This window comes from Sphingomonas sp. 67-41 (assembly GCF_001899725.1).
Taxonomy (GTDB): domain Bacteria; phylum Pseudomonadota; class Alphaproteobacteria; order Sphingomonadales; family Sphingomonadaceae; genus Sphingomonas; species Sphingomonas leidyi.
Genome location: NZ_MKWJ01000022.1, coordinates 118,316 through 144,613, shown reverse-complemented (window position 1 = coordinate 144,613; position 26,298 = coordinate 118,316). Strand labels below are relative to the sequence as shown.

General features: G+C 67.9%; 27 protein-coding genes, 1 tRNA gene and 1 pseudogene. 11 read left to right on the top strand and 18 right to left on the bottom strand.

Going from position 1 to position 26,298, the window contains the following annotated elements; translation table 11 throughout:
- Window positions 1-93: 93 nt before the first annotated feature.
- The 3 genes from BGP17_RS11645 (at window position 94) to BGP17_RS11635 (ending at window position 2,863) form a co-directional block, all read left to right on the top strand.
- Window positions 94-183: transfer RNA gene (locus tag BGP17_RS11645), tRNA-Ser, on the top strand.
- 195 nt (window positions 184-378) lie between these two features.
- Window positions 379-1,164 carry a FadR/GntR family transcriptional regulator gene (locus tag BGP17_RS11640; protein WP_167300345.1) on the top strand — a complete coding sequence of 262 codons (786 nt, stop codon included), beginning with the start codon at window positions 379-381 and terminating at the stop codon, window positions 1,162-1,164.
- 127 nt (window positions 1,165-1,291) lie between these two features.
- A complete protein-coding gene (locus BGP17_RS11635) occupies window positions 1,292-2,863 on the top strand; it encodes an aldehyde dehydrogenase (NADP(+)) (RefSeq protein WP_286712030.1) in 1,572 nt (523 codons plus the stop codon).
- 132 nt (window positions 2,864-2,995) lie between these two features.
- Here the strand turns inward: BGP17_RS11635 and BGP17_RS11630 are convergent, their stop codons facing one another.
- The 4 genes from BGP17_RS11630 to BGP17_RS11615 are packed head-to-tail and all read right to left on the bottom strand — an operon-like array spanning window position 2,996 to window position 8,831.
- Window positions 2,996-4,036, bottom strand: coding sequence for an aldose epimerase family protein (locus BGP17_RS11630; protein WP_286712029.1), 1,041 nt, complete (start codon window positions 4,034-4,036; stop codon window positions 2,996-2,998).
- A gap of 5 nt (window positions 4,037-4,041) precedes the next feature.
- Window positions 4,042-6,501 (bottom strand): glycoside hydrolase family 3 protein, encoded by a 2,460-nt coding sequence (locus tag BGP17_RS11625; RefSeq protein ID WP_286712028.1) that lies wholly within the window; start codon window positions 6,499-6,501, stop codon window positions 4,042-4,044.
- 45 nt (window positions 6,502-6,546) lie between these two features.
- Window positions 6,547-8,067 (bottom strand): ABC transporter permease/substrate-binding protein, encoded by a 1,521-nt coding sequence (locus BGP17_RS11620; protein ID WP_286712027.1) that lies wholly within the window; start codon window positions 8,065-8,067, stop codon window positions 6,547-6,549.
- Window positions 8,064-8,831: an ATP-binding cassette domain-containing protein gene (locus tag BGP17_RS11615; protein WP_167300350.1), complete on the bottom strand. Its 768-nt coding sequence runs from the start codon at window positions 8,829-8,831 to the stop codon at window positions 8,064-8,066. Before BGP17_RS11615 ends, BGP17_RS11620 begins: the two co-directional genes overlap by 4 nt.
- A 55-nt stretch (window positions 8,832-8,886) precedes the next feature.
- On the opposite strand from BGP17_RS11615, the gene BGP17_RS11610 reads away from it, so the two are divergent.
- Window positions 8,887-9,666, top strand: a complete 780-nt coding sequence (locus BGP17_RS11610; protein WP_286712025.1) for an SDR family oxidoreductase — start codon at window positions 8,887-8,889, stop codon at window positions 9,664-9,666.
- Window positions 9,663-10,205, top strand: a complete 543-nt coding sequence (locus BGP17_RS11605; protein ID WP_167300352.1) for a hypothetical protein — start codon at window positions 9,663-9,665, stop codon at window positions 10,203-10,205. The genes BGP17_RS11610 and BGP17_RS11605 overlap by 4 nt, the downstream gene beginning before the upstream one ends.
- Window positions 10,206-10,241: 36 nt before the next feature.
- On the opposite strand, the gene BGP17_RS11600 is transcribed toward BGP17_RS11605, so the two are convergent.
- On the bottom strand, window positions 10,242-10,532 hold the full coding sequence (locus BGP17_RS11600) for a 4a-hydroxytetrahydrobiopterin dehydratase (RefSeq protein ID WP_167300353.1): 291 nt from the start codon (window positions 10,530-10,532) through the stop codon (window positions 10,242-10,244).
- A gap of 45 nt (window positions 10,533-10,577) precedes the next feature.
- Here BGP17_RS11600 and BGP17_RS11595 point away from each other — a divergent pair, with 45 nt between their 5' ends.
- Genes BGP17_RS11595 through BGP17_RS11580 form a run of 4 tightly spaced genes read left to right on the top strand, consistent with a single transcriptional unit; the run spans window position 10,578 to window position 12,727 of the window.
- On the top strand, window positions 10,578-10,970 hold the full coding sequence (locus tag BGP17_RS11595; protein WP_167300354.1) for a metallopeptidase family protein: 393 nt from the start codon (window positions 10,578-10,580) through the stop codon (window positions 10,968-10,970).
- Window positions 10,967-11,533 carry a heme ABC exporter ATP-binding protein CcmA gene (gene ccmA, locus BGP17_RS11590; protein ID WP_167299462.1) on the top strand — a complete coding sequence of 189 codons (567 nt, stop codon included), beginning with the start codon at window positions 10,967-10,969 and terminating at the stop codon, window positions 11,531-11,533. Before BGP17_RS11595 ends, ccmA begins: the two co-directional genes overlap by 4 nt.
- Window positions 11,530-12,168 (top strand): heme exporter protein CcmB, encoded by a 639-nt coding sequence (locus BGP17_RS11585; protein ID WP_286712024.1) that lies wholly within the window; start codon window positions 11,530-11,532, stop codon window positions 12,166-12,168. Before ccmA ends, BGP17_RS11585 begins: the two co-directional genes overlap by 4 nt.
- 4 nt (window positions 12,169-12,172) lie before the next feature.
- The gene (locus tag BGP17_RS11580) at window positions 12,173-12,727 is read left to right on the top strand and encodes a hypothetical protein (protein WP_286712023.1); all 555 of its coding nucleotides are present in this window, start codon (window positions 12,173-12,175) and stop codon (window positions 12,725-12,727) included.
- A 2-nt stretch (window positions 12,728-12,729) separates the two neighbouring features.
- Here BGP17_RS11580 and BGP17_RS11575 read toward each other — a convergent pair whose 3' ends face one another.
- From BGP17_RS11575 to coxB, 13 genes and pseudogenes are all read right to left on the bottom strand, one after another.
- Window positions 12,730-13,026 (bottom strand): hypothetical protein, encoded by a 297-nt coding sequence (locus BGP17_RS11575; protein ID WP_167300357.1) that lies wholly within the window; start codon window positions 13,024-13,026, stop codon window positions 12,730-12,732.
- A pseudogene (locus BGP17_RS11570) lies at window positions 13,026-13,895 on the bottom strand (class I SAM-dependent rRNA methyltransferase). The gene BGP17_RS11575 and the pseudogene BGP17_RS11570 overlap by 1 nt, the downstream one beginning before the upstream one ends.
- A gap of 149 nt (window positions 13,896-14,044) precedes the next feature.
- Complete coding sequence (thrC, locus tag BGP17_RS11565; protein ID WP_167300359.1) at window positions 14,045-15,436, bottom strand: threonine synthase; 1,392 nt, start codon at window positions 15,434-15,436, stop codon at window positions 14,045-14,047.
- A gap of 90 nt (window positions 15,437-15,526) precedes the next feature.
- Complete coding sequence (locus tag BGP17_RS11560; protein ID WP_167300360.1) at window positions 15,527-16,147, bottom strand: SURF1 family protein; 621 nt, start codon at window positions 16,145-16,147, stop codon at window positions 15,527-15,529.
- The gene (locus tag BGP17_RS11555; RefSeq protein WP_286712022.1) at window positions 16,147-16,548 is read right to left on the bottom strand and encodes a DUF983 domain-containing protein; all 402 of its coding nucleotides are present in this window, start codon (window positions 16,546-16,548) and stop codon (window positions 16,147-16,149) included. The genes BGP17_RS11560 and BGP17_RS11555 overlap by 1 nt, the downstream gene beginning before the upstream one ends.
- 1 nt (window position 16,549) lies before the next feature.
- Window positions 16,550-17,452 carry a cytochrome c oxidase subunit 3 gene (locus BGP17_RS11550; protein WP_086127484.1) on the bottom strand — a complete coding sequence of 301 codons (903 nt, stop codon included), beginning with the start codon at window positions 17,450-17,452 and terminating at the stop codon, window positions 16,550-16,552.
- 86 nt (window positions 17,453-17,538) lie between these two features.
- A complete protein-coding gene (locus BGP17_RS11545; protein WP_086127483.1) occupies window positions 17,539-18,099 on the bottom strand; it encodes a cytochrome c oxidase assembly protein in 561 nt (186 codons plus the stop codon).
- Window positions 18,096-18,272 carry a cytochrome c oxidase system small membrane protein gene (locus BGP17_RS11540; RefSeq protein WP_286712021.1) on the bottom strand — a complete coding sequence of 59 codons (177 nt, stop codon included), beginning with the start codon at window positions 18,270-18,272 and terminating at the stop codon, window positions 18,096-18,098. The genes BGP17_RS11545 and BGP17_RS11540 overlap by 4 nt, the downstream gene beginning before the upstream one ends.
- Window positions 18,269-19,171, bottom strand: a complete 903-nt coding sequence (locus BGP17_RS11535; RefSeq protein WP_286712020.1) for a heme o synthase — start codon at window positions 19,169-19,171, stop codon at window positions 18,269-18,271. The genes BGP17_RS11540 and BGP17_RS11535 overlap by 4 nt, the downstream gene beginning before the upstream one ends.
- A 106-nt stretch (window positions 19,172-19,277) precedes the next feature.
- The gene (locus BGP17_RS11530) at window positions 19,278-20,762 is read right to left on the bottom strand and encodes a hypothetical protein (RefSeq protein WP_167300364.1); all 1,485 of its coding nucleotides are present in this window, start codon (window positions 20,760-20,762) and stop codon (window positions 19,278-19,280) included.
- 179 nt (window positions 20,763-20,941) lie between these two features.
- Window positions 20,942-21,832 (bottom strand): pepsin/retropepsin-like aspartic protease family protein, encoded by an 891-nt coding sequence (locus tag BGP17_RS11525; RefSeq protein WP_286712019.1) that lies wholly within the window; start codon window positions 21,830-21,832, stop codon window positions 20,942-20,944.
- A 191-nt stretch (window positions 21,833-22,023) separates the two neighbouring features.
- Window positions 22,024-23,691, bottom strand: coding sequence for a cytochrome c oxidase subunit I (gene ctaD, locus BGP17_RS11520; protein WP_167300366.1), 1,668 nt, complete (start codon window positions 23,689-23,691; stop codon window positions 22,024-22,026).
- 4 nt (window positions 23,692-23,695) lie between these two features.
- A complete protein-coding gene (gene coxB / locus BGP17_RS11515) occupies window positions 23,696-24,781 on the bottom strand; it encodes a cytochrome c oxidase subunit II (protein WP_380925821.1) in 1,086 nt (361 codons plus the stop codon).
- A gap of 166 nt (window positions 24,782-24,947) precedes the next feature.
- Between coxB and pyrE the strand changes: the two genes are divergently transcribed.
- Window positions 24,948-25,544: an orotate phosphoribosyltransferase gene (gene pyrE / locus BGP17_RS11510; protein WP_286712018.1), complete on the top strand. Its 597-nt coding sequence runs from the start codon at window positions 24,948-24,950 to the stop codon at window positions 25,542-25,544.
- A 13-nt stretch (window positions 25,545-25,557) separates the two neighbouring features.
- Window positions 25,558-26,286 carry a pyridoxine 5'-phosphate synthase gene (locus BGP17_RS11505; RefSeq protein ID WP_286712017.1) on the top strand — a complete coding sequence of 243 codons (729 nt, stop codon included), beginning with the start codon at window positions 25,558-25,560 and terminating at the stop codon, window positions 26,284-26,286.
- Window positions 26,287-26,298: the final 12 nt, after the last annotated feature.

Below are 26,298 nucleotides of genomic sequence, written 5' to 3'. Positions count from 1 at the left end.
GAACGAGCGGCGGATTGAGTCGATTTCACGTCAAGCTGGGCGTTGATTGCCTGGAAACCCCTCGCTATAGCGCTCGCCTTCGAGCCGTTATCCGGAGACGTGGGTGAGTGGCTGAAACCAACGCTTTGCTAAAGCGTCATACGGGAAACCGTATCGAGGGTTCGAATCCCTCCGTCTCCGCCACTCCTTTAAGCTCTTGATTTCCCCCGGTTTCTCCCGGACACCCCACCGAAGCGGACGCTTGGGCGGGCAGGGTATTTCCGACTCTTCCGGCGATTCGCACGGCTCTTGGCAGTGGGATGCAAAGGGCCTAGGGGTTCGAACCATGCCCAGCTGGCAGACGAAACCTCCCGTCTTCGCCGTCGCCTAGGAAATTCGATGCGAGGCGCTTCCTCCACGCTCACCGAAAAAAAGCCCCGTTCGCGCAAGCCCCGGCCGCGCTCCCTGCGCCTGCACGGCACCGTCGCCCGGACGCTCGGCGTCCGCATCGTCTCGGGCGAGATCGCGCCGGGCGCGATCCTCGACGGCGAGATCGCCGCGAGCGAGCAGTTCAAGGTTTCCCGCACCGCCTATCGCGAGGCGATCCGCATTCTGGCCGCCAAGGGCCTTGTCCATTCCCGGCCCAAGATCGGCACCCAGGTGAGCCCGCGCCGCGAATGGCATCTGCTCGATCCCGACGTGCTCAGCTGGATCTTTGCCGGAGCGCCCGACGATGCGCTGATCGAGAGCCTGTTCGAACTGCGCCGCATCGTCGAGCCCGACGCCGCCCGCCTCGCCGCGCTCCGCCGCACGCCCGAGCAGCTCGCCCGCATGCAGGAAGGGCTCGCAGGCGTCGATCGCCACGGCTTCGATTCCGAGGAGGGGCGATGCTGCGACGAAGCGTTCCACTCGGCGCTGCTCGAAGCTTCGGGCAATGATTTCATCATGTCGCTCACCAGCGGCGTCGCGGCGGCGATCGAACTGACTACCGCGTTCAAGCAGCGGCACCTGCCCGCCCCGCACGACGCGCTGCCGGTCCATCTCGCCGTGCTCGAGGCGATCGAAGCGCAGGATGCCGAACGCGCGCACGATGCGATGGCGCGGCTGGTCGAGCGCGGCTTCCAGGACACCATGGAAGCGCGCAAACCCGCGAACGGCGCCGGCGATCGGCGCCTCGCCCGCTGAGCGCCGTTCCGATCGTCCCGCCGCGCAACTTCGCAGGTGCGCCCGATTGCATTTTGCTATGGCGCTGCCTAAGTCCCGCAAGGGCAATGTTATCGCTAACGTATATCGGAAAGACAGGAGAGCAGGCATGGCGCTGACCGGCGAATTGTTCATTGCATCGAAGCGGGTGCGGCGCGACGGACCGGGCTTCCAGGCGGTTGCCGCTTCGACCGGCACGCCGCTGGAGCCGAGCTTCAGCATGGCAGTGCGAGAAGATGTCGAGGCCGCCGCCGCCGCCGCCGAAGCTGCCTTTCCCGTCTATGCCAACCTGCCGCGCGAGAAGCGCGCCGCGTTCCTCGAGGCGATCGCCGACGAGATCGACGCATTGGGCGAGACGCTGACCGAGCGCGCGATGCAGGAAAGCGGCCTGCCGCACGCGCGCCTCACCGGCGAGCGTGGCCGTACCTCGGGCCAGCTGCGCCTGTTCGCCCGGGAACTGCGCCTCGGCGAGTATCTGCGCGCACGCATCGATCATGCGATCCCCGATCGCCAGCCTGCTCCCAAGCCGGACCTGCGCCTGCGCATGATCCCGCTGGGCCCGGTCGTCGTCTTCGGGGCCTCCAACTTCCCGCTCGCCTTTTCGGTCGCCGGCGGCGACACCGCTTCGGCGCTTGCCGCGGGCTGCCCGGTGATCGTGAAGGGGCACTCCGCGCATCCCGGCACTTCGGAGCTGGTTGCCGGCGCGATCGCGCGGGCCGTGGAGAAGACCGGCATGCCCGCGGGCGTGTTCTCGCTGATCAACGGCGCCGGCAACGAGGTCGGCTCGGCGCTGGTCTCCGATCCGCGCGTGAAGGCGGTTGGCTTCACCGGCTCGCGCGGCGGCGGCACGGCGCTGATGAAGCTCGCCGCGAGCCGCCCGGTGCCGATCCCCGTCTATGCGGAGATGAGCAGCATCAACCCGGTGTTCCTGTTGCCGCACGCCCTGGAAGCGCGGGCCGAGGCGCTGGGCAAGGCATATATCGCCAGCCTGACCATGGGCGCCGGCCAGTTCTGCACCAATCCCGGCCTCGTCCTCGCGCTGGAGAGCCCGGCGCTCGACCGCTTCCTGGCAGCGGCGACCGAAGCCGTGTCCGGCGTGACGGCGCAGACCATGCTCACCCCCGGCATCCTCAAGGCCTATGAGAACGGCGTCGCGCGCTGGGCCTCGGCACCGGGGCTGACTCGGGTTGCCCAGGGCCAGGAAGGTGCGGCCAGCTGCGGTCGCGCCGCGCTGTTCACGATGACCGGCGCGGATTTCATCGCCGATCCCAGCCATGCCGAGGAAGTGTTCGGCGCGGCCTCGCTGCTCGTGCGCTGCGCCAGCCTGGACGAACTGCTCGCGGTCGTCTCGTTGCTCGAAGGCCAGCTTACCGCGACGCTGCACCTCGACGATGCCGATACCGAGACCGCGGCCCGGCTGTTGCCGATCCTCGAGCGGCTGGCCGGCCGCATCCTCGCCAATGGCTGGCCCACCGGCGTCGAAGTCACCGACGCGCAGGTCCATGGCGGCCCGTTCCCGTCGACGGCGGACGGCCGCAGCACCTCGGTAGGCACGCTGGCGATCGATCGCTTCCTGCGCCCGGTCGCCTATCAGGACCTGCCGGCGGCGCTGCTTCCCGCCGAACTGCGCGACGGCGATGCGGGCGTGCCGCGCCGCATCGACGGCAAGCCGACGCTATAGCCTGCTGACCTTCATCCCGCCGGTCGTTCGGCCCGGGCCGCGTGCCGGGCCGCCGCGAAATGCCTCAGGCTGGAGACCTCCCTGCAACCGGAGGTCTCCATGCACTGCCGGATCCTCGCCGCCGGTAGGGAATCAGATGCGGAAGGCCGCTTCCACGCCATCCGCCGTCCGGAAGCGGAAGGCGATGTCGTGACGGTAGACCTTGCCGGGATCCAGCCGCGCTGAGGGGAAGTCCGGCCGGTTCGGGCTGTCCGGAAACTTCTGCGGCTCCAGGCACAGCCCGCCGCGCGCCGCGTACCCGCGCCCGCTCGTCCCGGGCGCGCCGCCGGCGAGGTGGTTGCCCGAATAGAATTGCAGACCCGGCTCGCCCGAATGGAGGTCGAGCACGCGGCCGGAGCCCGGATCGAACAGAGTCGCCACGCGGCGAAGCTCTCCGTTCGCAGCGTCGATCACGAAATTATGGTCATAGCCCTGGCCATGCCGGAGCTGTTCGTCGTCCGCATCGATCTCCGTGCCGATTCGCCTGGGCATGCGGAAATCGAAGGGCGTGCCGGCCACGTCGGCCAGCGCACCCGTCGGGATCAGCCCGGCGTCGGTTGGCGTGGTCCGGCCTGCGGGAATGCGCAGCAGGTGGTCGAGGATCGTCGTCCCGCTGGCTTCGCCGGCCAGGTTGAAATAGGCGTGATGGGTGAGGTTCACCACTGTCGGCGCATCGGTGAACGCGGTCAGGCGGATCGCAAGCCCGTCCGCTTCGATCGCATAGTGCGCCTCGACCGTCAGCGTGCCGGGGAAGCCGTTATGCCCGGCGGGGCTGATATGGCGGAACCTGACCGATTCCTCCGATCGCGCCGCCACTTCCCAGAATTGCTGGTCGAGCCCGAGCGGTCCGGCATGGAGGCTGTTCGCGCCGTCATTCGCCGCGATGCGATGCTCGGTGCCGTCGAGCGTGAAACGCGCCCTGCCGATCCGGTTGGCATAGCGGCCGGTCACTGCGCCGTAGAAGCGCGGCGGCCCGCGATAGTCCTCGAGGTCCGCGAAGCCGAGCACCACGTTCGCCGGCTTCCCCTGGCGATCCGGCACTTCGAGCAGGCGGAGCGCCGCGCCGAGCGGGATCAGTTCGGCGCGATAGGGGCCGCGGGCGATCGCGACCGTTTCGATCGGATCGCCTGCCATCAGGGTCACTTCGCGCCGGGGCAGATCGAGTTGGCGGGATCCGACACGATCCGCGCATCGGACAGGCTGAACGCCAGCGGCCCCGCGGCGCCGATCACCACCGGGGCCGAAACGGCGTTCATGTCGGTGCCGCTGGCCTGGTAGCATTTGAGCAGGATCTTCACCGTGCGCCATTTGCCGGTCTCGCCGGTGAACAGGCCGGTCGCATCGAAGCCCTTGCCTTCGCCCATGGCGAGCGTCACCGGGCCGGTGGCCGCGCGATCGAGGCGATAGGTGAGGGCAAGCGACAGGTCGCCATTGGCCTCTCGCCCCAGGTTGATCGGCTTGCCGCCGATGCGAAGCGTCGCCGGGCCCTCGGGCCAGGACAGCTGCTGTGCGCCTTCCTGCGTCTGCGGCCCGTCGATCGGTGCGCGGGTCACCTTCGAATCGGCGGCGAACGCGAAGGGGGCCGGCGTCACGCCCTTGGCGAAATAGACACCGGTGTTGCGCGCCGAGGCATCGAAGCCCGGGGCCTCGCCGAGCGTACCGACCTTGCCGGGCTTGGCGTAGCTGAGGCCGTAGCCGAGCGCGAATTGCGGATCATAGCCCGGCTTGCCCTTGTTGAGCGTGAACTGACCGGCGGTCTTGGGCCAGCTGAACGAGAGCGTGCCGTGGAAGTCCCTGCGCGGCTTGCCCGCCTTGTCGCCGATGATCACATCGGCCACGCCCGCGCCTTCGCTTCCCGGCAGCCAGGCCGCGACGAACGCATCGGAGGCGTTGATCTCGGGATTCACCCAGAGCGGCCGGCCCGAGAGGAACACCGAGACGGTGGGCACGCCCGCGGCCCTGAGCTTCCCGAGCAGCGCCAGCGCCTGCTTGTCGCCCGGCTGGAACTCGAGAGTGGGGATGTCGCCGCGCATCTCGGCATAGGGCTGCTCGCCGAATATCACGATCGCCACGTCGGGCTTGGCCGAGAAGCTGCCGTTGGGCGAGAGCGTCGCGGTGCCGCCACCGGCCTGCACCGCCTCGGCGATGCCCGAGAAGATCGTCTGGCCGTTGGGGAACATCGAATTGTCGTTGCCGTCGCCTTGCCAGCTCAGCGTCCAGCCGCCCGTCTGCTGCGCCATCGAATCGGCGCCCGGGCCAGCGACCAATATGTTCGCCGAGGCCTTCACCGGCAGCACGCCCTGGTTCTTGAGCAGCACCAGCGACTGGGCCACCGCTTCGCGCGCGATCGCGCGGTGCTCGGCGCTGCCCAGCACGCCGGCCTTGCCTTCGATCGGACGGGCGGGGTCGAACAGGCCGAGCTTCGCCTTCACGCGCAGGATGCGGCGCACGGCGTCGTCGATGCGGGCCATCGGGATGGTGCCGTCCCGGGCGTGGCGGACGGTGCTTTCGAACAGGCCCTTCCAGCTGTCCGGCGCCATCGCCATGTCGAGCCCGGCGTTGAAGGTGGCGGCGCAATCCTCCTTGGTGCAGCCCGGCACCTGGCCATGGCCGTTCCAGTCGCCGACGACGAAGCCCTGAAAGCCCATCCGGCCCTTCAGCACATCGGTGAGCAGCGACTTGCTCCCGTGCATCTTGGCGCCGTTCCAGCTCGAATAGCTGGCCATCACGGTGAGCGCGCCGGCCTGGATCGCCGGGACATAGCCCTGGGCGTGGACCCTGATCAGTTCGTCCTCGGAGACGCGGGTATCGCCCTGGTCGACACCTTCGAACGTGCCGCCGTCGCCCAGGAAATGCTTTGCCGATGCCGCGACATAGCCCTGCTGGATCCGGTTCTTCGTGCCGGGCTCGCCCTGCAGCCCGCGGATCATCGCGCCGGCATAGGAGCGGACCACCGCCGGGTCCTCCGAATAGCCCTCATAGCTGCGGCCCCAGCGATCGTCCTGCGGCGCGGCGAGGGTGGGGCCGAACGCCCAGTCGGGGCCGGTCGCGGCGGTCTCGACGGCGGTCGCCCTGCCGATCCGGCGGATCAACGCGGGATCATGCATCGCGCCCAGGCCGATATTGTGCGGGAAGATCGTCGCGCCGATCACGTTGTTGTTGCCGTGCACCGCGTCGATGCCGAAGAGCAGCGGGATCGGCCTGTGCTTGCCGTGCGGCTCCATCGCCACCTTGCGAAAGGCCTGGGCGGTCGCGACCCAGGGGGCAGCAGGCGAGCGGTCCGGCGCGCCCAGCGGCGGCGAGCTTCCGCCCGCCAGGATCGAGCCCAGCGGATATCGGCGCAGCTCCTCGGGCTTCATCGCGCCGATGTCCGCCTGGATCATCTGGCCGACCTTCTCCTCCAGCGTCATCTGCGCCATCAGATCGGTGACGAACTTCTCGGTCGCGGGATCGACCAGGCCCTGCGAGCCGGCCGTCGGCCATTTGCCGGGGTGCGCCGTGCTCGCATCCGACAGCGCTGTCGGCGCATGCTGCGCAAAAGCCGGCGATGCGGCCCAGATGATGGTGGTCGACAGCAGAAGCTTCAGGCCGGGCCGCATTTCACTCTCCTCCTCTTCTTATATTCTGGTAGCGATAACAGGAATTCATCGGGCGAGTCCACGCTCCAGCCAGCGCGCTGCTTGGTCGGGGCTTGCCTTGTCGCTGTCGCGATCGACCATGTAGTTGGCCTGGCGCATCCGCTCGACCGGGATCGCGCCGACGAGCGGCTTGAGGGCCGCCTGGAAGCGCAGGTCGTCGGCACGGCCGGGGGCGAGCAGCAGTATCGCGTCGTAGCCGGGGATCGCGCCCTTGGGATCGGCCAGTACGACGAGCCCGTCCGCCGCGATCCTGCCATCCGAGGAGAAAGCGGGAATCACGTCCGCGGTGCCGGAGGCGAGCGCGCGATACATGAAGGTCGGCTGATAGGGGTGGGCGGACTTGAAGCTCAGGCCATATGCCTTCCGCACCGCCGCCCATTCGGGGCGTTCGAGGAACTCGACATCGGTGGCGAGGTTGAGGCTGCCGGCGACCGGCGCCAGGTCGGCGATGCTGGCGATGCCGCGCTTCCGGGCGTCGTCCCCCCGCATCGCAAAGGCATAGGCGTTCTCGAAGCCCAGCGAGCCCAGCAGCGTCACCTTGTGCCGGTCGCGGGCCCAGTCGGCCACGCCGCGCACGATGGCGTCGCGCGGCGGCACGTCGCTGCGCCGCATCTGGTTGGTCCAGATCGTGCCCGAATAGTCGACATAGACGTCGACATCGCCGCTCGCGAGCGCGCTGAAGGCGACCGCGGAACCGAGCCCCTCGCGATAGCGGACCTTGTATCCCGCCGCTTCCAGCCGGTGCCCGATCAGCCGGGCGAGGATATATTGCTCGGAAAAGCCCTTGGCCCCGATGGTTACGGTGCCGCGCGCCGCCGGCAGCGCGGGGACGAGCGCCAGCGCGACGACGACCAGCAACGTGCCGAGGCTGCCCCAGATCAGCCCGCGCTTCCGCTTCGCAATGCCATGCTCGGCCAGTCCCAGCAGCCCGTCCACCGCCAGCGCGAGCGCGGCGGCGGCGATGCAGCCGGTCAGCACCAGCGACCAGTTCTGCGTCTGGAGGCCGGCGAAGATCAGGTCGCCCAGGCTGGGCTGGCCCACCGTGGTCGACAGCGTCGCCGCGCCGATCGTCCACACCGCGGCGGTGCGGATACCGGCCATCAGCACCGGCAGTATCAGCGGAGCCTCGACCAGCCGGAGCTTCTGCGTCGCCGTCATTCCCACGCCGTCCGCCGCCTCGATCACCGCAGGGTCGATGTTCGCCAGCCCGGTCACGCCGTTCCGCAGGATCGGCAGCAGCGCGTACAGCGACAATGCGAGCAACGAAGGCAGGAAGCCCAGCGCCGGAATGCCGCCGCCGACCAGGGCCGAAAGCGAGAGCAGGATCGGATAGAAGAGCGCGAGCAGGGCGAGGCTCGGGATGGTCTGGACAAGGCTGGCGAAGCCCAGCGCGATGCGCCCGACCAGCCGGTTGCGCGCCGAGAACACCGCCAGCGGTAGCGCGATCGCCAGCCCGAGCAGCAGCGCGGCCAGCGCCAGCAGCAGATGCTGCGCGAGCAGGTCGGGCACGCGGGCCAGCGCGTTCATTTCTCCAGCTCCGCCAGCCGGTGCGCCTGTTCGCGCGGCACGGCGACCAATGCGTCCGCCACCGCGCCGCCCTTGCCGGCGAGCAGTTCGCGCGGCGTGGCATCGGCGACGATCCGGCCCCGCTCCATCACCAGCACGCGGTCGGCCAGCAACAGCGCCTCCGCCATGTCGTGCGTGACGAGGATGGTGGTGAGCTCCATCCGGTCGTGCAGCGCGCGGATCGCCCTGCCCAGTCCGTCGCGGGTGACGGGATCGAGCGCGCCGAAGGGCTCGTCCATCAGCAATATGCCGGGGCCCGTCGCCAGCGCCCGCGCCACGCCCACGCGCTGGCGCTGTCCGCCCGAAAGCGCGTCCGGCATGCGTCCGGCCATCTCGGGCGAAAGTTCGACCAGCTCCAGCAGCATGGCGACCCGCGCAGCCATGTCCTTCTCGCCCGCCAGCCGCAGCCCGATCGCGATATTCTCGCCCACCCGCATGTGCGGGAACAGGCCGACATTCTGGAAGACATAGCCGATCCGCCGCCGCAGCGCAGGCGCGGGGCCGGCATCCACCGGGGCGTCGCCTACCAGCACCGCCCCTTCGCTCGGGGTGATCAGCCGGTTGACCATCTTGAGCAGCGTCGACTTGCCCGATCCCGAAGCGCCGACCAGCGCCACGAAGCTGCCCGCGGCCACGTCCAGCGACACGCCGTCCACGGCTCTCACGCCCCCCGGCCAGACCTTGCTGACATTTTTGAAGGTAACGGAGCGGCTTTGCTCTGGCATCGCGGCGCTTTGTGCGGGATGAAATGGCAAAGGTCAAAAGAGGAGAGGCGAGGCAATGGCCAAGGCGGCATTCATCACGGGCGGCGCATCGGGTATCGGTTTCGCCGTCGCGAAGAGCCTGGCGGCGGACGGCTGGCTGGTCGGCCTGGCCGATGTCAACGCGGCGGGGCTGGAAGCGGCGAGGGCCGCGATCCCGGGTGCCGAAACCTATGCGATGGACGTGCGCGACCGTGGCGCATGGCAGGCCGCGCTCGCCGATTTCGCGGGCAAGAGCGGCGGCCGGCTCGACTTCCTGTTCAACAATGCCGGGATCGCGGTGGGCGGCCAGCTCGAGACCATGTCCGACGCGGACATCGACCGCGGCCTTTCGATCAACATCAACGGCGTCGTCCACGGTGCGCGCGCCGCGCACGACCTGCTCAAGGCGACGCCGGGATCGGCGATGATCGTCACCAGCTCGGCGGCCGGCATCTCGGGCAATGCGGGCATGTCGATCTACAGCGCCGGCAAGTTCGCGATGCGCGGCTTTGCCGAGGCGCTCAACGCCGAATGGGGGCAGGAGGGCATCTATGTCGGCTCGCTGATGCCGAGCTTCATCGAGACGCCGCTGCTCAACCACGTAACCCAGGATTCGAACCGCAACGTGCGCGAATCGGTGCGCGCCGCCGGACTCGAGATCACACCGGTCGAAGAAGTGGTGAAGACCGTCCGCCACATGCTCGACATCCGCCGCGACGTGCACACCCGCGTAGGCAAGACCGCGCACCGCCTCTGGTTCATGGCGCGCTGGATGCCCAGCACCCTGCGCAAGCTCCAGCGCCGGGCATTCAAGTGAGCAGCCGGGAGGGCCCGGCCTCCCGGCGCCCGATCTTCCACCGGGACCGGATGGAATATTGGGCGTTCGTCGGGCAGATCGTCAGCGCGCTCGCGGTGGTGCTCTCGCTCGTCTTCGTCGGGATCCAGCTCTACGAGAGCAACCGGGTGGCGGCGCGCAGCGAAGCGAACGACACCCAGGCGCAATGGGCGTCCTTCCGCGCCTCGATCTACGGCTCGCGCGACATCGCCGAGATGTTCCGGGCGGGGATGGACGGCAGCCGGCCGCTCGATCCCGCCGACAAGCTGCGCTTCGACTATCTCATGCGCGAGCATGGCTGGGCGACCTATCAGGTCTGGCAGCGCGTCCAGGAGGGGCTGATGCCCAGGGCGCATTACGAGCAGGGCCAGGGCCTGGATTTCGTGCGGGTGATCTGCACGCCCGGCGGCGCTGCCGTCTGGGCCCGGATCAAGGCCGAGCTGCCCAGGCCCTATGCCGCCGACACGGACCGGCTGGCGGCGGACTATGCGCGCGCCGGCAAGCTGCGCTGCGGATCCTAGGCCGATCGCGTCGAGCCGGCCCATCCCGCCGCGGTCCTACAGCAGCGCGTCGATTGCCTGCGCCATCTGGATATCGCGGGTGGAGAGGCCGCCGGCGTCGTGCGTGGTCAGCAGGATGTCGACCTTGTTCCACACGTTCGACCATTCGGGATGATGGTCTGCCTTCTCGGCGAGCAACGCCACGCGGGCCATGAAGCCGAAGGCCTGGTTGAAGTCCTTGAACGCGAAATGCCGGGTGATCGCGTCACGCGCCGGATCCCATTGCCAATCGGGCAGCGCCGCGAGCGATTCCGCGCGAAGTCCATCCGTCAGACGCGCCACCATCATTGCCTCCCTTGCCGTAGCTCCATTGTCCGGCCTATTCCCCCCGGAATGACCGGGCAAGCCCCAGACGCCGCAGCGATCGAGCGCCTCGCCCGCGCCGCCCTCGCACGCATTCCCGAACCGTTCCAGGCGCATCTTGCCGACATCGTGCTCGTGATCGAGGATTTCGCCGATGACGAGACGCTCGACGCCATGGGTATCGAGGATCCGTTCGACCTGACCGGCCTGTATCGCGGCCGGCCGGTGGGCGAGAAATCGGCCTGGGACGGCGTGACCATGCCCGACGAGATCCATCTGTATCGTCGCCCGCTGCTCGACGAATGGGTGCACACCGGCGTGACGCTCGAGGCGCTGATCACGCATGTGGTAGTGCACGAAGTCGGCCATCATTTCGGCCTTTCCGACGACGACATGCACGCGCTGGAAGACTCGGCCGAGTGAGCGCCCTCGCCCTTCGCGGCGTCGCGTGCCTGCGCGGAGGCAGGCTCTTGTTCGAAGGGCTCGACCTTGCGCTCGCGCCGGGCGAGGCGGCGCTGGTCACCGGCCCGAACGGCGCCGGCAAGTCGAGCCTGATCCGCATCGCAGCCGGGCTGCTGGCGCCCGCGGCCGGCAGCGTGACAGGCGAGGGCGCCCGTGCGCTGATGGCCGAAGTGCCGGCGCTCGATCCCGAGCTGTCGCTCGGCGCAGCGCTGCGCTTCTGGAGCGGGATCGATGGCCGGCGCATGGCGGTGGGCGAGGCGCTGGCGGCCGTGAATCTCGCCGATCTCGCCCCGGTTCCCGTCCGCATGCTCTCCACTGGCCAGCGCCGCCGTGCCGCGCTGGCGCGGGTGGTGGCGAGCGCCGCGCCGGTCTGGCTGCTCGACGAGCCGGCCAACGGACTCGACACCGGCTCGGTCGCCCTGCTCGAGGGCCTGATCGCGCGGCATCGTGCCGCCGGAGGCATTGCGCTGGTGGCCACGCATCTGCCCATCGCGCTCCCGCAAGCCCGGATGGTGGCGCTGTGAGCGTCTATGCCGCGATCGTCCTGCGCGAGCTGCGGCGCGCCTGGAGTACCGGCGGGCTGGCGCTGCCGGTCGTCTTCTTCCTGCTCGTCGCGATTCTCTTCCCCTTTGCAGTGGGCCCCGATGCGGCGTTGCTCGGGCGCATCGCGCCGGGAGTGATCTGGGCGGCGGCATTGCTGGCGGCGCTGCTGCCGGTCGAGCGGCTGGTAGCGCCGGACCTGGAGAGCGGCGTGCTCGATCAGCTGGCGGTGCGCGGGCTGCCCGATGCCGGTGTCGCTGCCGCCAAGGTGGCGGGCCATTGGCTGGGCTTCGCACCGGCGCTGCTCGCCGCCACGGTGATCGCCTCGGGCCTGCTCCAGCTTCCCGGCGGGGCACTGGCTCCGCTGCTGATCGCGTTGCTGATCGGCACGCCGGGGCTTGCCGCACTGGGCGTCGCTACCGCCGCCTTGGTCGCGGGATTGCGCGGGGCAGGGGCGCTGGCGGGGCTGGTGATGCTGCCTTTTGCCGTGCCGCTGCTGATCTTCGGCGCCACCGCCGGGCAGCCGGGCGCGCTCAAGCTGCTCGGCGCGGTGAGCCTGTTGCTGGTGGCGGGCTGCCCGTTCGTGGCGGGCGCGGCGGTACGGATGGGGCGGGGCTGAGACGATGCGGCGTTCGTTCCTTGGCGGTCTGGGGGATTTGCTTGGCGCCGCGCGGGTCAAGGCGCGGGAGCAGGACAAGGCGCCCCTCCCACCTGTTCCAGCTTGGCATCCTTCCTTCGCTACGCCGCTCGATCGCATCGCCGATCGCGTCCGCTATTACCTGGACGGCAAGCGTGATTTCGCGCTGTTCCGTCACGGCACCTTCGCGATCCTTGCGGACGGGCTGTCCGACGAGGCTGCGCGTGCAGCAGCGCGCACTGCGCTGGCGGGCGTGTTCTGCGCGCATCCCGACATGAACCCGCTGCCGATGGACGACGGCAACATCCTGGTCCGCTACGGCCATGACACCGGCAACATCGTGCTAAGCGAAATCGCCGAGGCGCATCGGGCAGAGATCGAGGCGAAGCACCTCCAGGGCCTCACCACCGGCGAAGTGCTCATCACGCCGCTTGGCCCGAACAAGTTCGACGATTTCGGCAAGCAGGCACTGCTCGGCCGCGCCTATATGTTCCTCGATGCGCAGGCGCCGGAGGTGGTGGCGATCCACCGGCGCGGCTGAGCTTACGCCTCCGGCGGCAGCTCGTCGCCATACACTACCATCGCCGAGCCCTCGGCCAGCGCATCCATGGCGGCGGCGCGCAGCACGGGGTCTTCGCTCGCACCCGGGTCGGCGACTTCCATGCCCTTTTCCAGCCGCACCAGCATCCAGCCCGTGCCAAGCGCGACACCGGCGGCCTTGGCCTGCGCTTCCTCGAAGCTGTCGGCCGAGACATAGATCAGCATCGCATGCCGACCGCCCGGCCGGCGGCCCTCGACGGTGTCCGCCACCGCAGTGGCGAGGAAGACCGAGAGGCCCATCAGCGGCGCCAGCGCGCGAAGATCGCGGTCGGCAGTTCCAGCCCGCGCGCTTCCTCGCGCACGGCCAGCTCGCCGCACTCCACTCTGCCGGGCAGGTGCGAGAGGTGCTGGCGCAGCAACTCGCCGATCGCCAGCGCCGACATGCGCACGGCATAGACCGTCAGGAACAGGAAGCGCGAATCCCGGTCGAGCAGCTTCGTCGCGTCGGCGATCAGCCCGGGCAGGCCTTCCTCCAGCTTCCACACTTCGCCATTGGGGCCGCGGCCCCATTTGGGCGGATCGAGGATGATCCCGTCATAGCGCCGCCCGCGCCGCACCTCGCGCGCGGTGAACTTGGCGGCATCGTCGATCATCCAGCGGATCGGCAAATCCTCCATGCCCGAAAGCGCGGCATTGGCCTTGCCTTCCGCGACCGATTTCTTCGAGGCATCGACATGCGTCACCCTGGCACCCTTGGCGGCCAAGGCGAGCGAGCCGACGCCGGTATAGCCGAACAGGTTCATGCATTCGGGCGCGTCCATCCCTTCGATTTGCGCGCGCATCCAGTGCCAGACCGGCGCCATGTCGGGGAAGAAGGCAAGGTGGCGAAAGGGCGTGTTCTGCGCCGTGAAGCGCACCTCCTCCCAGGCGAGCGGCCAGCCGTCCTGCGGCACGGATCCGGTGAAGTTCCAGCGACCGCCGCCATCCTAGTCCGCGCCGGGCACGAACTCGCCATGTGCCTCCCAATTGCCGGAGGCGGGCGCCCACATCGCCTGGGGCTCGGGGCGGATGAAGCGATATTTGCCATAGCGCTCGAGCTTGCGGCCATGGCCGCTGTCGACGAGCCCGTAATCGGCCCAGGGCTCGCCGGTGAGAGTGATCAGGTCCATCGGCGAGTCTTTAGAGCCGAGTCCTCACCTCGTCATCCCCGCGCGGGATGGACGACGGATGTCGGGCTGGAGGAATGTCGCGCGAACGCCAGGCCGCTCCCCGGCCTTTGCCGGGGAACAGCCTCACCAGTTGCCGATCCGCTTGAGGTTCAGGCGCGCGGCTTGGCCAGCCCGGCGATGTAATCGCGGACCGCGTCGAGCGTGCCCGGCAGCACGTCGTAGCGCTCCTGCCGGTCGAACAGGTCGCCCACACGTGCGGGCAGCGACGGCCGCACGCCGGTGGCGCGCTCGACTGCGTCGGCGAACTTGGCCGGGTGCGCGGTCGCCAGCGTCACTACCGGCACGCCGGCGGGAACCTCCGCCCGGCGCGCGGCGGCAAGCCCGATCGCGCTGTGCGGGTCGATCACCTGCGCCGCTTCGGCAGAGGCCCAGCGCATCGTCGCGTTCATCTCGTCCGGGGTGATCCGGTCGCTCGCGAAGATCTTCGCTGCTCCCTCGGTTTGCGCGTTGGTGAGACGCATCGCCCGCGAAGTCTCGAAGCCGCGCATCTGCTCCGCCACGCTGGTCCCGGCGAGGTCGAACAGCAGCCGCTCGAAATTCGAGCTCACCTGGATGTCCATGCTCGGCGCCGCGGTCGGCGTGACCGTGCCCGCCGAATAGTCGCCGCTGGAAAGCGCCCGGTGAAGGATGTCGTTGACGTTGGTCGCGACGATCAGCCGCTCCACCGGCAGCCCCATCCGCGCCGCGACATAGCCGGCGAACACGTCGCCGAAATTGCCCGTCGGCACCGCGAAGGCGACCTTCTGTGCGGGCGCGCCGAGGCGGACCGCAGCGTAGAAATAATAGACCACCTGCGCCATCAGCCGGGCCCAGTTGATCGAGTTGACCGCACTGAGGCGGAAACGGCCGGAGAAGGCGGCGTCGTTGAACAGTGCCTTCACCATCGCCTGGGCGTCGTCGAAGCTGCCCTCGATCGCGATGTTGTGGACATTGGGCGCCAGCACCGTGGTCATCTGGCGGCGCTGCACGTCGGACACGCGGCCCCTGGGGTGCAGCATGAAGATGTCTACGCCGTGCCGGCCAGCAACCGCGTCGATCGCGGCGCTGCCGGTGTCGCCCGACGTCGCGCCGACGATGGTCAGCGGCTCGCTGCTGCCGGTCAGGAACTTCTCGAAGAGCAGGCCGAGCAGCTGGAGCGCCACGTCCTTGAACGCCAGCGTCGGGCCGTGGAACAGCTCGAGCAGGAAGTGGCGATGGTCGAGCTGGACGAGCGGGGTCACCGCGGCCTGGGAGAAGCGGCCATAGGCCTGCTCGCAGAGCGCGCGCAGCGCGTCCTCGCGCAGATCCTCGCCGGTGAAGGGCGCCATCACCCGGACGGCGGTCTCGACATAGGACAGGCCCTTGAGCCCTTCGATATCCTCGCGGCTGAAGCTCGGCCATGTGGTCGGGACATAGAGTCCGCCGTCGCTCGCCAGGCCGGCAAGGGTCACGTCGCGGAAGCCAAGCAGCGGCGCACTGCCTCGGGTGCTCTGATATTGCATGAGGGCGGGGCCTAGCCGCGTGGAGGGAACTGAACAAGATAGGCTATGTTTAGACCGGCCTCGTCATTCCGGCGAACGCCGGGACGGCGGCTATGGCTTGGGCTTCTGCCGCCATTTGAGCGCCAGCAGATAGATCACCGAAGCGACCAGCGCGAACAGAAACCATTGCACCGCATAGGAGAGATGGTTGTTCGGCACGCTCGACAGGTCGGGCTTCGCCGTCGGCGCCAGGCCTGGTGCGGCATTTGCCGAGATCAGCATCAGATGCTTGGGCTCGCCGTCGAACAGCCCGGCGAGGAGCGGGCGGTGATCGGGGGCATGGGTGATCGTTCCGGTCACTTGCCCGCCCTGCCAAACCGGCTGGAACTTGGGGTCGGGCGCCACGCCCATGTCGACCAGCAGCACCGGCCCCTCGGCGCCGGTGCGGCACTGCGCGACATGGCGATAGCCGTTGGTGCCATTGGCCGCGCGTCCGCCCTGACTCTGCCAGCCCACCACCTGGAGGCAGAAGGCGCTGGCGCGGCGGAACAGATACCGGTCACCCACCGGCAGGCGCGGGAACGCCATTTCGGGCTTGTCGAAATTGGCGGCATATAGCTTCAGCGCATCCAGCTTCTCCGCGCGGCGCTGGAGCTGCCAGATGCCGAGCCCGATCATCGCGGCGACCGATAGGGCGACGACGATCGTCGGGATCAGGGGGAAACGTGGCATCATTCGCTCCGAACCCGCCCTTCGCCCGCGCGGTTGCGATATTCGAGCGCGAGCAGCAGGCCCTTGGAAAGGCGCAGCGCCAGGATCACCAGCGCCGTGGTGACCGGGATCCAGAGCAGCGCATGGATCAGCAGGCCCGGATGGAAGCCGAACTCCACCCATAGCGCCAGCGCCGTGACCAGCGCGCCGATGCCGAGGGTGAGGAACACCACCGGCCCGTCGCCGACGTTGAACCGGGTGAAGTCGAGCCCGCAGGCGGTGCACCGGTCGGCAAAGCCCGCGAAGCTCCGGAACAGGGTGGATGCGCCGCAGCACGGGCAGGCGCCCCTGGTTCCCGAAAGGATCGGGGGAGGCGATGCTGGACCGCCTCCCCCGGAAATGTCGTTCGCGTTGTCGGTCACGTCAGCCGTGGACCGGCGCGCCCCAGCCGCCCCAGACATAGATGGAGGCGAAGAGGAACAGCCACACCACGTCGACGAAGTGCCAGTACCAGGCGGCCGCCTCGAAGCCGAAATGCTGCTTGGGAGTGAAGTCGCCCCGATAGGCGCGGACCAGGTTCACGATCAGGAAGATCGTGCCCACGATCACGTGGAAGCCGTGGAAGCCGGTTGCCATGAAGAACGCGCCGCCATAGCTCGATCCGCCTTCGGATGCGGCATGGAAGGGGAAGGGCGCCTCGCTATACTCATAGGCCTGGAGGCAGCTGAAGGTGATGCCGAGGATCACGGTGAGCCACAGGCCCTTCTTGACCGTGTCGTTCTCGCCCACGCCGATCAGGCCCCACAGGCCCTTCTTCTCGCCGCCGCGCTCATTGTGGATCAGCCCGTGATGCGCCCAGGTGACGGTGCAGCCCGAGAGCAGCAGGATCAGCGTGTTGAGCAGCGGGAACTTCCAGGCATCGAGCACTTCCATGCCCTTGGGCGGCCATTGCCCGCCCACCGCCTCGACGTGCGAGGGGAAGAGCGAGAAGTCGAACCAGGCCCAGAACCAGCCGACGAAGAACATCACTTCGGAAGCGATGAACAGGATCATGCCGTAGCGCAGGTGGAGCTGCACGATCGGCGTGTGATCGCCGGCATGCGCCTCCTCGATCACCTTGCCCCACCAGCCGAACATGGTGAACGCCACGCCGACCAGGCCGGCCAGGAACACCCAGCCGCCGCCATTGTCCTTTTCCGGGGAGATGTGCGCGCCGTGCATCCACATGATCGCGCCCGACGCGAGAACCAGCGCCGAGAACGAGCCGAACAGCGGCCAGACGCTAGGCGGAAGGATATGGTACTGGTGATTCTTTGCCCCGGCCATCGAACTTCCCTGCTCCTGTTTTGCGGCAAGCTTTACGGTGCGAAATCGCTTCCCGCAACAATAGTCGCGCGCGGGCGGCTACGGCGTCAATGGGCCTTGGCGGCCGCTTCCTTCACTGCCGGCGATTCGGCGGGATAGAAGGTGTAGGAGAGGGTGATCTCCTGCACGTCGCGCGCATCGGGATCGTCGAGGATCTTGGGGTCGACATAGAAGATCACCGGCATGCGCACCGTCTCGCCCGGCTTCAGCGTCTGCTGGGTGAAGCAGAAGCACTGGATCTTGGTGAAATATTTGCCGACGAAGACCGGCGTGACGTTGAACGTCGCCGTGCCCGTCACTTCATGGTCGGACGTGTTGGTGGCGGTGAAGAACGCCATGTCGCGCCCGCCGATGTCGATCGTGTCCGATCGCCGCTCGGGCTGGAACTTCCAGGGAATGCCCTTGGCGACGTTGCTGTCGAAGGCAATGGTGATCTTCTGGCCCACGCTGCCCGGGGCGCGGGCCCCGCGCTGGGTGGTGCCGTTCAGCCCGGTCGCCTCGCAGAACATCCGGTAGAGCGGCACCGCCGCAAAGCCCAGCCCGGTCATCGAGCACACGCCGATCCCGGCAAGGATCGCGACGCGCAGGTTCCGGCCGATGCGGATCATCCCGCATGGCCCAGCTGGATCTTCACGATCGAGATCGCGAAGACGAGTACCACGAACAGGCCCAGCAGCACTGCCATCACGGTGGCGCGGCTGCGCTGGCGGGCGCGGATCAGCTCGGCTTCCTCGGCGGGGCCGGGCGGCGGAGGCGGGGCCTGGATCAGATCATCGGTCATGTGAACCACCTGTCGACGACGAGCGCGCCGAAAACAATGAACAGATAGAGGATCGAGAATTTGAACAGCCGCTTCTCCGGCACCATCATGTCCTCGGGCTCGGACCGGCGGATCGCCACCTGCACCGCCATGGCGAGGAACAGGCCGGACATCACCGCGGCGACGATCCCGTAGATCGGGCCGGTAAAGCCCAGCGGCCAGGGCGCCGCGGCGCACAGGATCATGGGCAGGGTATAGAGGCCGATCTGGATCCGCGTCGACCTTTCGCCGGCCACCACCGGCAGCATCGGCACGCCGGCATTGGCATAGTCGGTCTTCACGAACAGCGCGAGCGCCCAGAAATGCGGCGGCGTCCACAGGAAGATCAGCGCGAACAGCAACACCGGCATCAGCGTCACGTCGCCCGTCGCCGCGGCCCAGCCGATCATCGGCGGAAAGGCCCCGGCCGCGCCGCCGATCACGATGTTCTGCGGAGTGCGGCGCTTGAGCCAGATCGTGTAGACGAACACGTAGAACAGGATCGAGGCGGCGAGGATGATCGTCGCCGCCAGGTTGATCGCGAAATACATCAGCACCAGCGAGAAGCCCGCCAGCCCCACGCCGAAGTGCAGCGCCGACTGGCGGTCCATCCGCCCGGCCGGGAGGGGGCGCTTCTGCGTCCGCTTCATCTTGGCGTCGAGATCGGCCTCGTACCATTGGTTGAGCGCCCCCGCCGCGCCCGCGCCCAGCGCGATGCACAGGATGGCGGTGAAGCCCAGCACGGGATGGATCGGCACCGGCGCGGCCAGCATGCCGCACAGCCCGGTGAAGACGACGAGGGTCATCACCCGCGGCTTGGTGAGCGCGAGGAAGTCGCGCCAGTCGGCGGGCAGGGTGACGGTGGCGGAAGCGGTGCTCATGGTCGTGCGTCGGCTATAGGGGCGTGGGGGGCGGGGGGGAAGGGGTGGCCGTTCGCGGCCCAAGCGAAAGCGCCCCGGGGAGTTGTGTCCCCGGGGCGCCGCTTCGTCAGGCAATGTAGCCGGTGACGCCAAGTACGATAGCCTTGCCCGAGGGAAGCGCGGTCAGATTGTACGGCGTGCCCGATGCCGAATCGAAGAACTGCACCATCAGGCGCGGCCGGGTCACGCCATTTACGTTCAGCGACAGGATCGTCGCCCAGGCCGTAAGCGCGGTCCCCGACTGGTTGTACAGCAGCTGCGCCGTCGCCAGCTGGTCGGCGGCTGGCTGGCTGGCGGTGTCGAGGACGAACATCGAGGGATAGGTGCTGCTGATCTTCCCGCCAGCGGCAAAGCCCGTCGAAGCGTCCGCTCCCGTCGGTGTCGCGGTCAGCGTGCCGGTCGCACCGTTGACCCGGGTCAGGAAGTTGCAGGCCAGCGACGCATCGGCGAGCGCTCCCATGCGGTGCCTGATCGTGCCGCCATCGTTGACGATCTGCACGGTGAAGGCCTGGATCTTCTGATGCTTGACCGCGAAGTCGCTCGAATAGAGGGCAAGGTTGCGCTGGTAGCTCGAGCCGTTGAATCCCGTGGCCGACGTGCCGCCGTAATAGGAGGAGCCGATTTTCAGGATGCCGTTGGTGGCGGGGAAGGGCTCTTCGAGTAGCGTGACTCGGCCGAGCGCCCATTCATCATAATTGGTTGTGTCGACTTCGATCAGGTGGCTGTAGTGGGTGCCGCTGTCAGTCGAGATGAACAGGCCGTCCACGCTCACGTCGCCATTGATGCGCAGCGGCAGCCCGCTTGCCCCGGTCGCCTCGATCTCCATCCGGTTCACCACGGCGCCGTAGATGTCCGCGCCCACCGCCGAGGCCTGCATAGAGACGATGCCCGAAAGCAGATTGGCATTGCCGAAGACCTGAAGATTGGTGGCGCAGCCTTGCACGGTGACGTTGTCGATGATGCCGACATTGCCGAGCACCTGCAGCGCGACCGCATTGGGCGCCTCGCGCAACCAGAGGCCCTCGAGCAGGCCCTCGGTGCCGAACGGCGTTTCCTGAAGTGTCGGATCGTTGAATTTGGGGTTGTTGCCAAGCTCGAGGATATGGGTGACGCCGGCCTGGCAGCGGCCGTACCATGCGATGCCCGACAGCATCACTTTCTGCGCGCCATGCCCGTTGCTGCTCCACCATTTGCCGGTGGTCCCGGCCTTGCACCAGAAGGCCGAGGTCTGGCGGCCGGTGCCGATGATCGTAGTGAATTCATAGGTGGTGATCGCGCCGCACAGGAAATTGCGGGCGGTCATCAGGACGGCGCCGCCGGTGTCGTGCGCCCAATCGAGTGCCGCCTGGATCGCGGCGGTGTCGTCGGTGCCGGTTTGAGTCGCGGGGTCATAATCGCCCGCCGCGCCGAAATCCTCGAACGTCGCGAACTCGCGCAGCTTGTCGAGCGCAGTCCGGGCCGCGGCGGAAAGATTGTCCTGCGCGAAGCCGACCAGCGCGGCGCCCTTGCCCGCCGCGATCGAGGCCAAATCGGTGTCGGTAACGAAAGCCATCTCGGTTCTCCTTGTTTGGAACAAAGATAGAACATTCGCGATCCTACATTGCAACGATCCTGAGAAACCCCGCGGCGCCCCCCCAATGAAAGCACCCGGAAGTTTCCCTCCGGGTGCTTCGCGCTTCAGCCCTTCGGCTCGGCCCGATGGGGCTAGTCGTCCGCGACGGCCGGTCGCGCTTAGTGCTTCGCCGCTTCGTCGAGCGGGATCGCCGCCTTGGGCGGCACGGGCGGCTTGCCGATCCAGGCAAGGCCGCGGGCAAGGTCGATCGTCACCACCCAGTTGCGCAGGAACGGCATGCCGAGATTGCCGTCCATGATCATGTCCGGCGTGAAGGCGTCGGCGGTGGTCGCGCGGATATCGCCCAGCACTTCGAAATCGGCCGGCTGCTTGCCTTCCTGCTTCGGGTCCATCCCCACCAGCTCGGCGATGGGCTTGGAGACGAGCACGGTGCCGCCATTGCCCGAATCGAGCTCGAACCACAGGCTGCCCTTCTTGCTCGGCACCGCGGCCATCACCGCCAGCGCGCCGCCATCGATCTCGCGCTTCAGCCGGATGCGCAGCGGCCGCATGCCGGCGACGCGCACGGCCCGGCTCGCTTCGGATTCGAGCGTCATCGTGCCGGCCGCGAAGTCGAAGGTCACCGTGCGGCCCTCGAACAGGTTGAGCCCGATGATCCCGTCCAGCGCGGCGTTCTTCGGATTGTCCGCCGCCATGTTTATCAGCCCGGTGATCGGCGGCCTGGCAGCGATCCCGCCCACCGTGATCGCGATATTCTCGCCGCAATGGGGGCCGTCGAAGCGCTTGCCCATCATGTTGTAGCCGGTAAGGCGCCCCCAGGGCTCGCAGCCGGCCCGGGTGGCCGTCTCGCGCGAGACGAGCGTGATGCCGGCGCCGGTGTCGAGCAGGTACAGCCCCTTCTTGCCGGCGATCTCGGCTTCCATGGCCCAGCGGGTGCGCCACGGCTTCATCTGGATCACCGCCTCGGGCGCGGCGGGCGGTGCCGTCTGCGCCTCGGCGGCGGGCATGGCGGCGAACAGCAGCGCAAAGGCGCAGGGCAGGAACTTCATCACCGGGTCTCCCTGAAAATGTTCCGGCGTTCGTTCCGCCTGCGCATCTTTCTGCACGATGAACCGCGGATGTCATGCGACGAATATCGCTTCCGGCGCGACGAAACCGGGCGATCCGGCGGCGGCCCAACGAGAACGCCCCGGAAGTTTCCTCCCGGGGCGCTTCTCGTTTCAGCCTGTCGGCGCAAGCATCAGTGGTGATGCCCGTCCTCGATGACCGGCAGCGTCTCGAACTGGTGGAACGGCGGCGGGCTCGACAGCGTCCATTCGAGCGTCGTCGCGCCTTCGCCCCAGGGATTGCCCTCCGCCTTGCGGCCGGCGACCAGCGCCCAGATCACATTGACGAAGAAGATCACCATCGAGAGCGCCATGATGAAATAGCCCATGGTGGCGACATGGTTCCACAGCGCATAGGCATCCGGATAGTCCGGATAGCGGCGCGGCATGCCCTGCAGGCCCAGGAAGTGCATCGGGAAGAACAGAATGTTCACGCCGATGAAGAAGATCCAGAAGTGCAGCTGGCCGAGCAGCTCGCTGTACATGCGGCCGCTCATCTTCGGGAACCAATAGTAGAAGCCGGCGAACAGCGAGAACACCGCGCCGAGCGACAGCACGTAATGGAAGTGCGCGACGACGTAATAGGTGTCCTGCATATAGTCGTCGACGCCGCCGTTCGCGAGCACGACGCCGGTCACGCCGCCCACGGTGAACATGAAGATGAAGCCGATCGCCCAGACCATCGGGGTCTTGAAGCTGATCGAGCCGCCCCACATGGTGGCGATCCACGAGAAGATCTTCACGCCCGTCGGCACCGCGATCACCATGGTGGCGGCGGTGAAGTACATCTTGATCGTCACCGACATGCCGGTGGTGAACATGTGGTGCGCCCACACGACGAAGCCGACCAGGCCGATCGCGACCATGGCATAGGCCATGCCGAGATAGCCGAACACCGGCTTGCGGCTGAAAGTGGCGATGATCTGGCTGACGATGCCGAAGCCCGGCAGGATCATGATGTACACTTCGGGGTGTCCGAAGAACCAGAACAGGTGCTGGTAGAGGATCGGGTCGCCGCCATATTGCGGGTCGTAGAAGGCGGTGCCGAAGTTGCGGTCGGTCAGCAGCATGGTGATCGCGGCGGCGAGCACCGGCAGCGCCAGCAGCAGCAGGAAGGCGGTGATCAGCACCGACCACACGAACAGCGGCATCTTGTGCAGGGTCATGCCCGGCGCGCGCATGTTGAAGATCGTCGTGATGAAGTTGATCGCGCCCAGGATCGAGCTGGCGCCCGCCAGGTGGAGCGACAGGATCGCCATGTCGACCGACGGCCCCGGCTCGCCATAGGTGGAGAGCGGAGCATAGACCGTCCAGCCGGTGCCGGCGCCGACGCCGGCGAAGGGCGAGGCGAGCAGCAGCAGGAAGGCCGGGATCAGCAGCCAGAACGAGATGTTGTTCATGCGCGGGAACGCCATGTCCGGCGCACCGATCATGATCGGGACGAACCAGTTGCCGAAGCCGCCGATCATCGCGGGCATGACCATGAAGAACACCATGATCAGGCCGTGCGCGGTGATCAGCACGTTCCAGAAGTGCATGGCGTCGTCGAACTTGGTCTCGTTGCCGTGCAGGTAGCTCAGCCAGGTCGGCAGATACTGGATGCCCGGCTCCATCAGCTCGACGCGCATCAGGCCCGAGATCGCGCCGCCGATGATGCCGGCGACGATCGCGAAGATCAGGTAGAGCGTGCCGATGTCCTTGTGGTTCGTCGACATGAACCAGCGGGCGAAGAAGCCCGGCTTGTGATCGGCATCGTGGTGATCATGCGCATGGTCATGCGCGTGGAGGGCGATATCGGTCATGGTCTCACTTGCCCGTCGTGTTGCCGGCGGCGGCGTTGGCGGCCGGCGCGGTCTCGTTGGTGGCGGCCGGTTCGGCGGCGGCATTGGTCTCGGCGGCCGGCGCGGCGGCGTTCTGCGCGGCCGTCGCTGCCGCGGCAGCGGCGACCTCGGCCGGCATGGTGCCGCCCTTCGACTTCACCCACTGGGCGAACTCGGCCGGCGACACGGCCTCGACCGCGATCGGCATGTACGCGTGGCGCGCACCGCACAGTTCGGAGCACTGGCCGAAATACAGGCCCGGCTTCTCGATGGTGAAGCTCGTCTCGTTGAGCTTGCCCGGCACCGCGTCGAGCTTGATCCAGAAGGCGGGGACGGCCCAGCTGTGGATCACGTCCTGCGCGGTGGTGATCAGGCGGATCGGCACGCCGACCGGCAGCACGACGCGCTGGTCGGTCGCGAGCAGGCGCGGGCCGTCGGCATCGGTGCGGTAGCGCGTGCCGGCCGGGACCTGGCTCTGCTCCTTGAGCATGTTGGCGGTCAGCTGGATGCCGCCATTGTCCGGATATTCATAGCTCCAGAACCACTGGTTGCCGATCGCCTTCAAGGTGATCGCATCCTTGGGCGCGGGCTTGAACTGCGCGGCGAGCAGCTTGATCGACGGCACCGCGATGGCGACCAGGATCAGCACCGGCACCAGCGTCCAGATGATCTCGATCGCGGTGTTGTGCGCGGTGCGGCTCGGCTCCGGATTGGCGGCGCGGCGATAGCGGAAGATCACCCACACCAGCAGGATCAGCACGAAGATCGAGATGAAGGTGATCAGCGGCAGCAGGATGTAGTTGTGGAAATCATGCGCCTCGCGGCCGGTGGCGGTCACCTGCGGCTGGAGCGTGATCGCGTCGGCCGTCGGCTGGCCGATGCCCGGTGCCGCCTTGGTCAACGGCTTGCCCGAAGCATCGAGCGTGGGATCGGCGACTGCCGGCGTGGCGGCCGCGGCCGGAGCGGCGGCGTTCGCGACCGGCGCCGCGGTGTTTGCAACAGGCTCCTGGGCCGAGGCGGGCGTGGCGAACGCCATCCCCGCCGCCAGGAGGATCGAAGTCAACCCAAGCATGCGCATCGTCTATCTTCACCCTGTTCCGCAAGAGCCCCGGGCTGGGAAAGGATTACCCCCAGTGCAACTGGCGTATACGAGCCACGCATCCATTCTCAACCCTTTTTGATCGCCCGTTGCGGTCGTTGGAGGGTGGTCCTAAGGGAAATCGACAATCCCGGTGGCGATGGAGCGAGCATTGGAAGGCAACGCAATTCTGGACGAGTTTCGTGCTGCAGGTGCGTTGCTCGAGGGCCATTTCATTCTTTCCTCGGGCCTTCGTTCACCCATCTTCTTGCAAAAGATGCGTATTTTCGAGGACCCCGTTCGCACCGGGCGTGTGTGCGGTGCACTAGGAAAGCTGATCCGCGAATCGTTCGGACAGGTCGACATGGTCGTCTCGCCGGCGATCGGCGGAATCATCCCGGGCTATGAGACGGCCCGGGCGCTGGGCTGCAAGGCGGTGTTCGTCGAGCGCGAGGACGGCGAATTCCAGCTGCGCCGCGGCTTCGAGATTCCCGAAGGCGCCCGCATCGTGATGGTCGAGGACATCGTCACCACCGGGCTTTCGTCGCGCGAGTGCATCGCCGCGATCCGCAAGCATCCGGGCGTGCTGCTCGGCGCCGCCTGCATTGTCGACCGTTCGAACGGCAGCGCAGACGTCGGCGTGCCGCTCGTCTCGCTGCTCAAGATGGACGTGCCCGCCTATCCGGCGGACCAGCTGCCCCCCGAACTCGCGGCGATTCCCGCGATCAAGCCCGGCAGTCGGGCGATCACGGCATAAGGAGGCGCCGAGGGTGAACGGAAAGCTCCGCCTGGGCGTCAACATCGATCACGTCGCCACCGTGCGCAATGCGCGCGGCTCGGGCTATCCCGATCCGGTGCGCGCGGCCCTGCTCGCGGCCGAGGCCGGCGCGGACGGCATCACCGCGCATCTGCGCGAGGATCGCCGGCACATCACCGACGACGACATCGCCCGGCTCTCCGCCGAGCTGACGGTGCCGCTCAACCTCGAGATGGCGGCGACCGGCGAGATGCTCGCGATCGCGCTGCGCCATCGCCCGCATGCGGTGTGCATCGTCCCCGAGAAGCGCGAGGAGCGCACCACCGAGGGCGGGCTGGATGTCGCGGGGCATTTCGACCATCTCGCACCGATGGTGGCGAGGTTGCGCGAGAATGGCAGTCGCGTGTCGCTGTTCATCGAGCCCGACGCGCGCCAGATCGACGCGGCGCTGCGGCTGGGCGCGCCGGTCGTCGAATTCCACACCGGCCGCTATTGCGAGCTGGCCGAGACGAACCGCGCCGCCGAGCTGCGCCGAATCGCCGATGCCGCCGCCCTCGCCGCCAAGGCGGGGATCGAGCCGCATGCCGGCCACGGCCTGACCTTCGACAATGTGATCCCGATCGCGGCGATCCCGCAGGTCATGGAGCTGAACATCGGCCATTTCCTGATCGGCGAGGCGATCTTCGACGGCCTCGTTCCGGTGATTCGGCGGATGCGCGCGCTGATGGACGCGGCGCGGTGAGGGTTGCGCCGT

What these genes read in the sequence shown, in the direction of transcription:
- BGP17_RS11640 (WP_167300345.1), top strand. Translation starts at nt 379, where the DNA reads ATGCGAGGCGCTTCCTCCACGCTCACCGAAAAAAAGCCCCGTTCGCGC.
- BGP17_RS11635 (WP_286712030.1), top strand. Translation starts at nt 1,292, where the DNA reads ATGGCGCTGACCGGCGAATTGTTCATTGCATCGAAGCGGGTGCGGCGC.
- BGP17_RS11630 (WP_286712029.1), bottom strand. Translation starts at nt 4,036, where the DNA reads ATGGCAGGCGATCCGATCGAAACGGTCGCGATCGCCCGCGGCCCCTAT.
- BGP17_RS11625 (WP_286712028.1), bottom strand. Translation starts at nt 6,501, where the DNA reads ATGCGGCCCGGCCTGAAGCTTCTGCTGTCGACCACCATCATCTGGGCC.
- BGP17_RS11620 (WP_286712027.1), bottom strand. Translation starts at nt 8,067, where the DNA reads ATGAACGCGCTGGCCCGCGTGCCCGACCTGCTCGCGCAGCATCTGCTG.
- BGP17_RS11615 (WP_167300350.1), bottom strand. Translation starts at nt 8,831, where the DNA reads ATGCCAGAGCAAAGCCGCTCCGTTACCTTCAAAAATGTCAGCAAGGTC.
- BGP17_RS11610 (WP_286712025.1), top strand. Translation starts at nt 8,887, where the DNA reads ATGGCCAAGGCGGCATTCATCACGGGCGGCGCATCGGGTATCGGTTTC.
- BGP17_RS11600 (WP_167300353.1), bottom strand. Translation starts at nt 10,532, where the DNA reads ATGATGGTGGCGCGTCTGACGGATGGACTTCGCGCGGAATCGCTCGCG.
- BGP17_RS11595 (WP_167300354.1), top strand. Translation starts at nt 10,578, where the DNA reads ATGACCGGGCAAGCCCCAGACGCCGCAGCGATCGAGCGCCTCGCCCGC.
- BGP17_RS11580 (WP_286712023.1), top strand. Translation starts at nt 12,173, where the DNA reads ATGCGGCGTTCGTTCCTTGGCGGTCTGGGGGATTTGCTTGGCGCCGCG.
- BGP17_RS11575 (WP_167300357.1), bottom strand. Translation starts at nt 13,026, where the DNA reads ATGGGCCTCTCGGTCTTCCTCGCCACTGCGGTGGCGGACACCGTCGAG.
- thrC (WP_167300359.1), bottom strand. Translation starts at nt 15,436, where the DNA reads ATGCAATATCAGAGCACCCGAGGCAGTGCGCCGCTGCTTGGCTTCCGC.
- BGP17_RS11560 (WP_167300360.1), bottom strand. Translation starts at nt 16,147, where the DNA reads ATGCCACGTTTCCCCCTGATCCCGACGATCGTCGTCGCCCTATCGGTC.
- BGP17_RS11550 (WP_086127484.1), bottom strand. Translation starts at nt 17,452, where the DNA reads ATGGCCGGGGCAAAGAATCACCAGTACCATATCCTTCCGCCTAGCGTC.
- BGP17_RS11545 (WP_086127483.1), bottom strand. Translation starts at nt 18,099, where the DNA reads ATGATCCGCATCGGCCGGAACCTGCGCGTCGCGATCCTTGCCGGGATC.
- BGP17_RS11540 (WP_286712021.1), bottom strand. Translation starts at nt 18,272, where the DNA reads ATGACCGATGATCTGATCCAGGCCCCGCCTCCGCCGCCCGGCCCCGCC.
- BGP17_RS11535 (WP_286712020.1), bottom strand. Translation starts at nt 19,171, where the DNA reads ATGAGCACCGCTTCCGCCACCGTCACCCTGCCCGCCGACTGGCGCGAC.
- BGP17_RS11530 (WP_167300364.1), bottom strand. Translation starts at nt 20,762, where the DNA reads ATGGCTTTCGTTACCGACACCGATTTGGCCTCGATCGCGGCGGGCAAG.
- BGP17_RS11525 (WP_286712019.1), bottom strand. Translation starts at nt 21,832, where the DNA reads ATGAAGTTCCTGCCCTGCGCCTTTGCGCTGCTGTTCGCCGCCATGCCC.
- ctaD (WP_167300366.1), bottom strand. Translation starts at nt 23,691, where the DNA reads ATGACCGATATCGCCCTCCACGCGCATGACCATGCGCATGATCACCAC.
- coxB (WP_380925821.1), bottom strand. Translation starts at nt 24,781, where the DNA reads ATGCTTGGGTTGACTTCGATCCTCCTGGCGGCGGGGATGGCGTTCGCC.
- pyrE (WP_286712018.1), top strand. Translation starts at nt 24,948, where the DNA reads ATGGAGCGAGCATTGGAAGGCAACGCAATTCTGGACGAGTTTCGTGCT.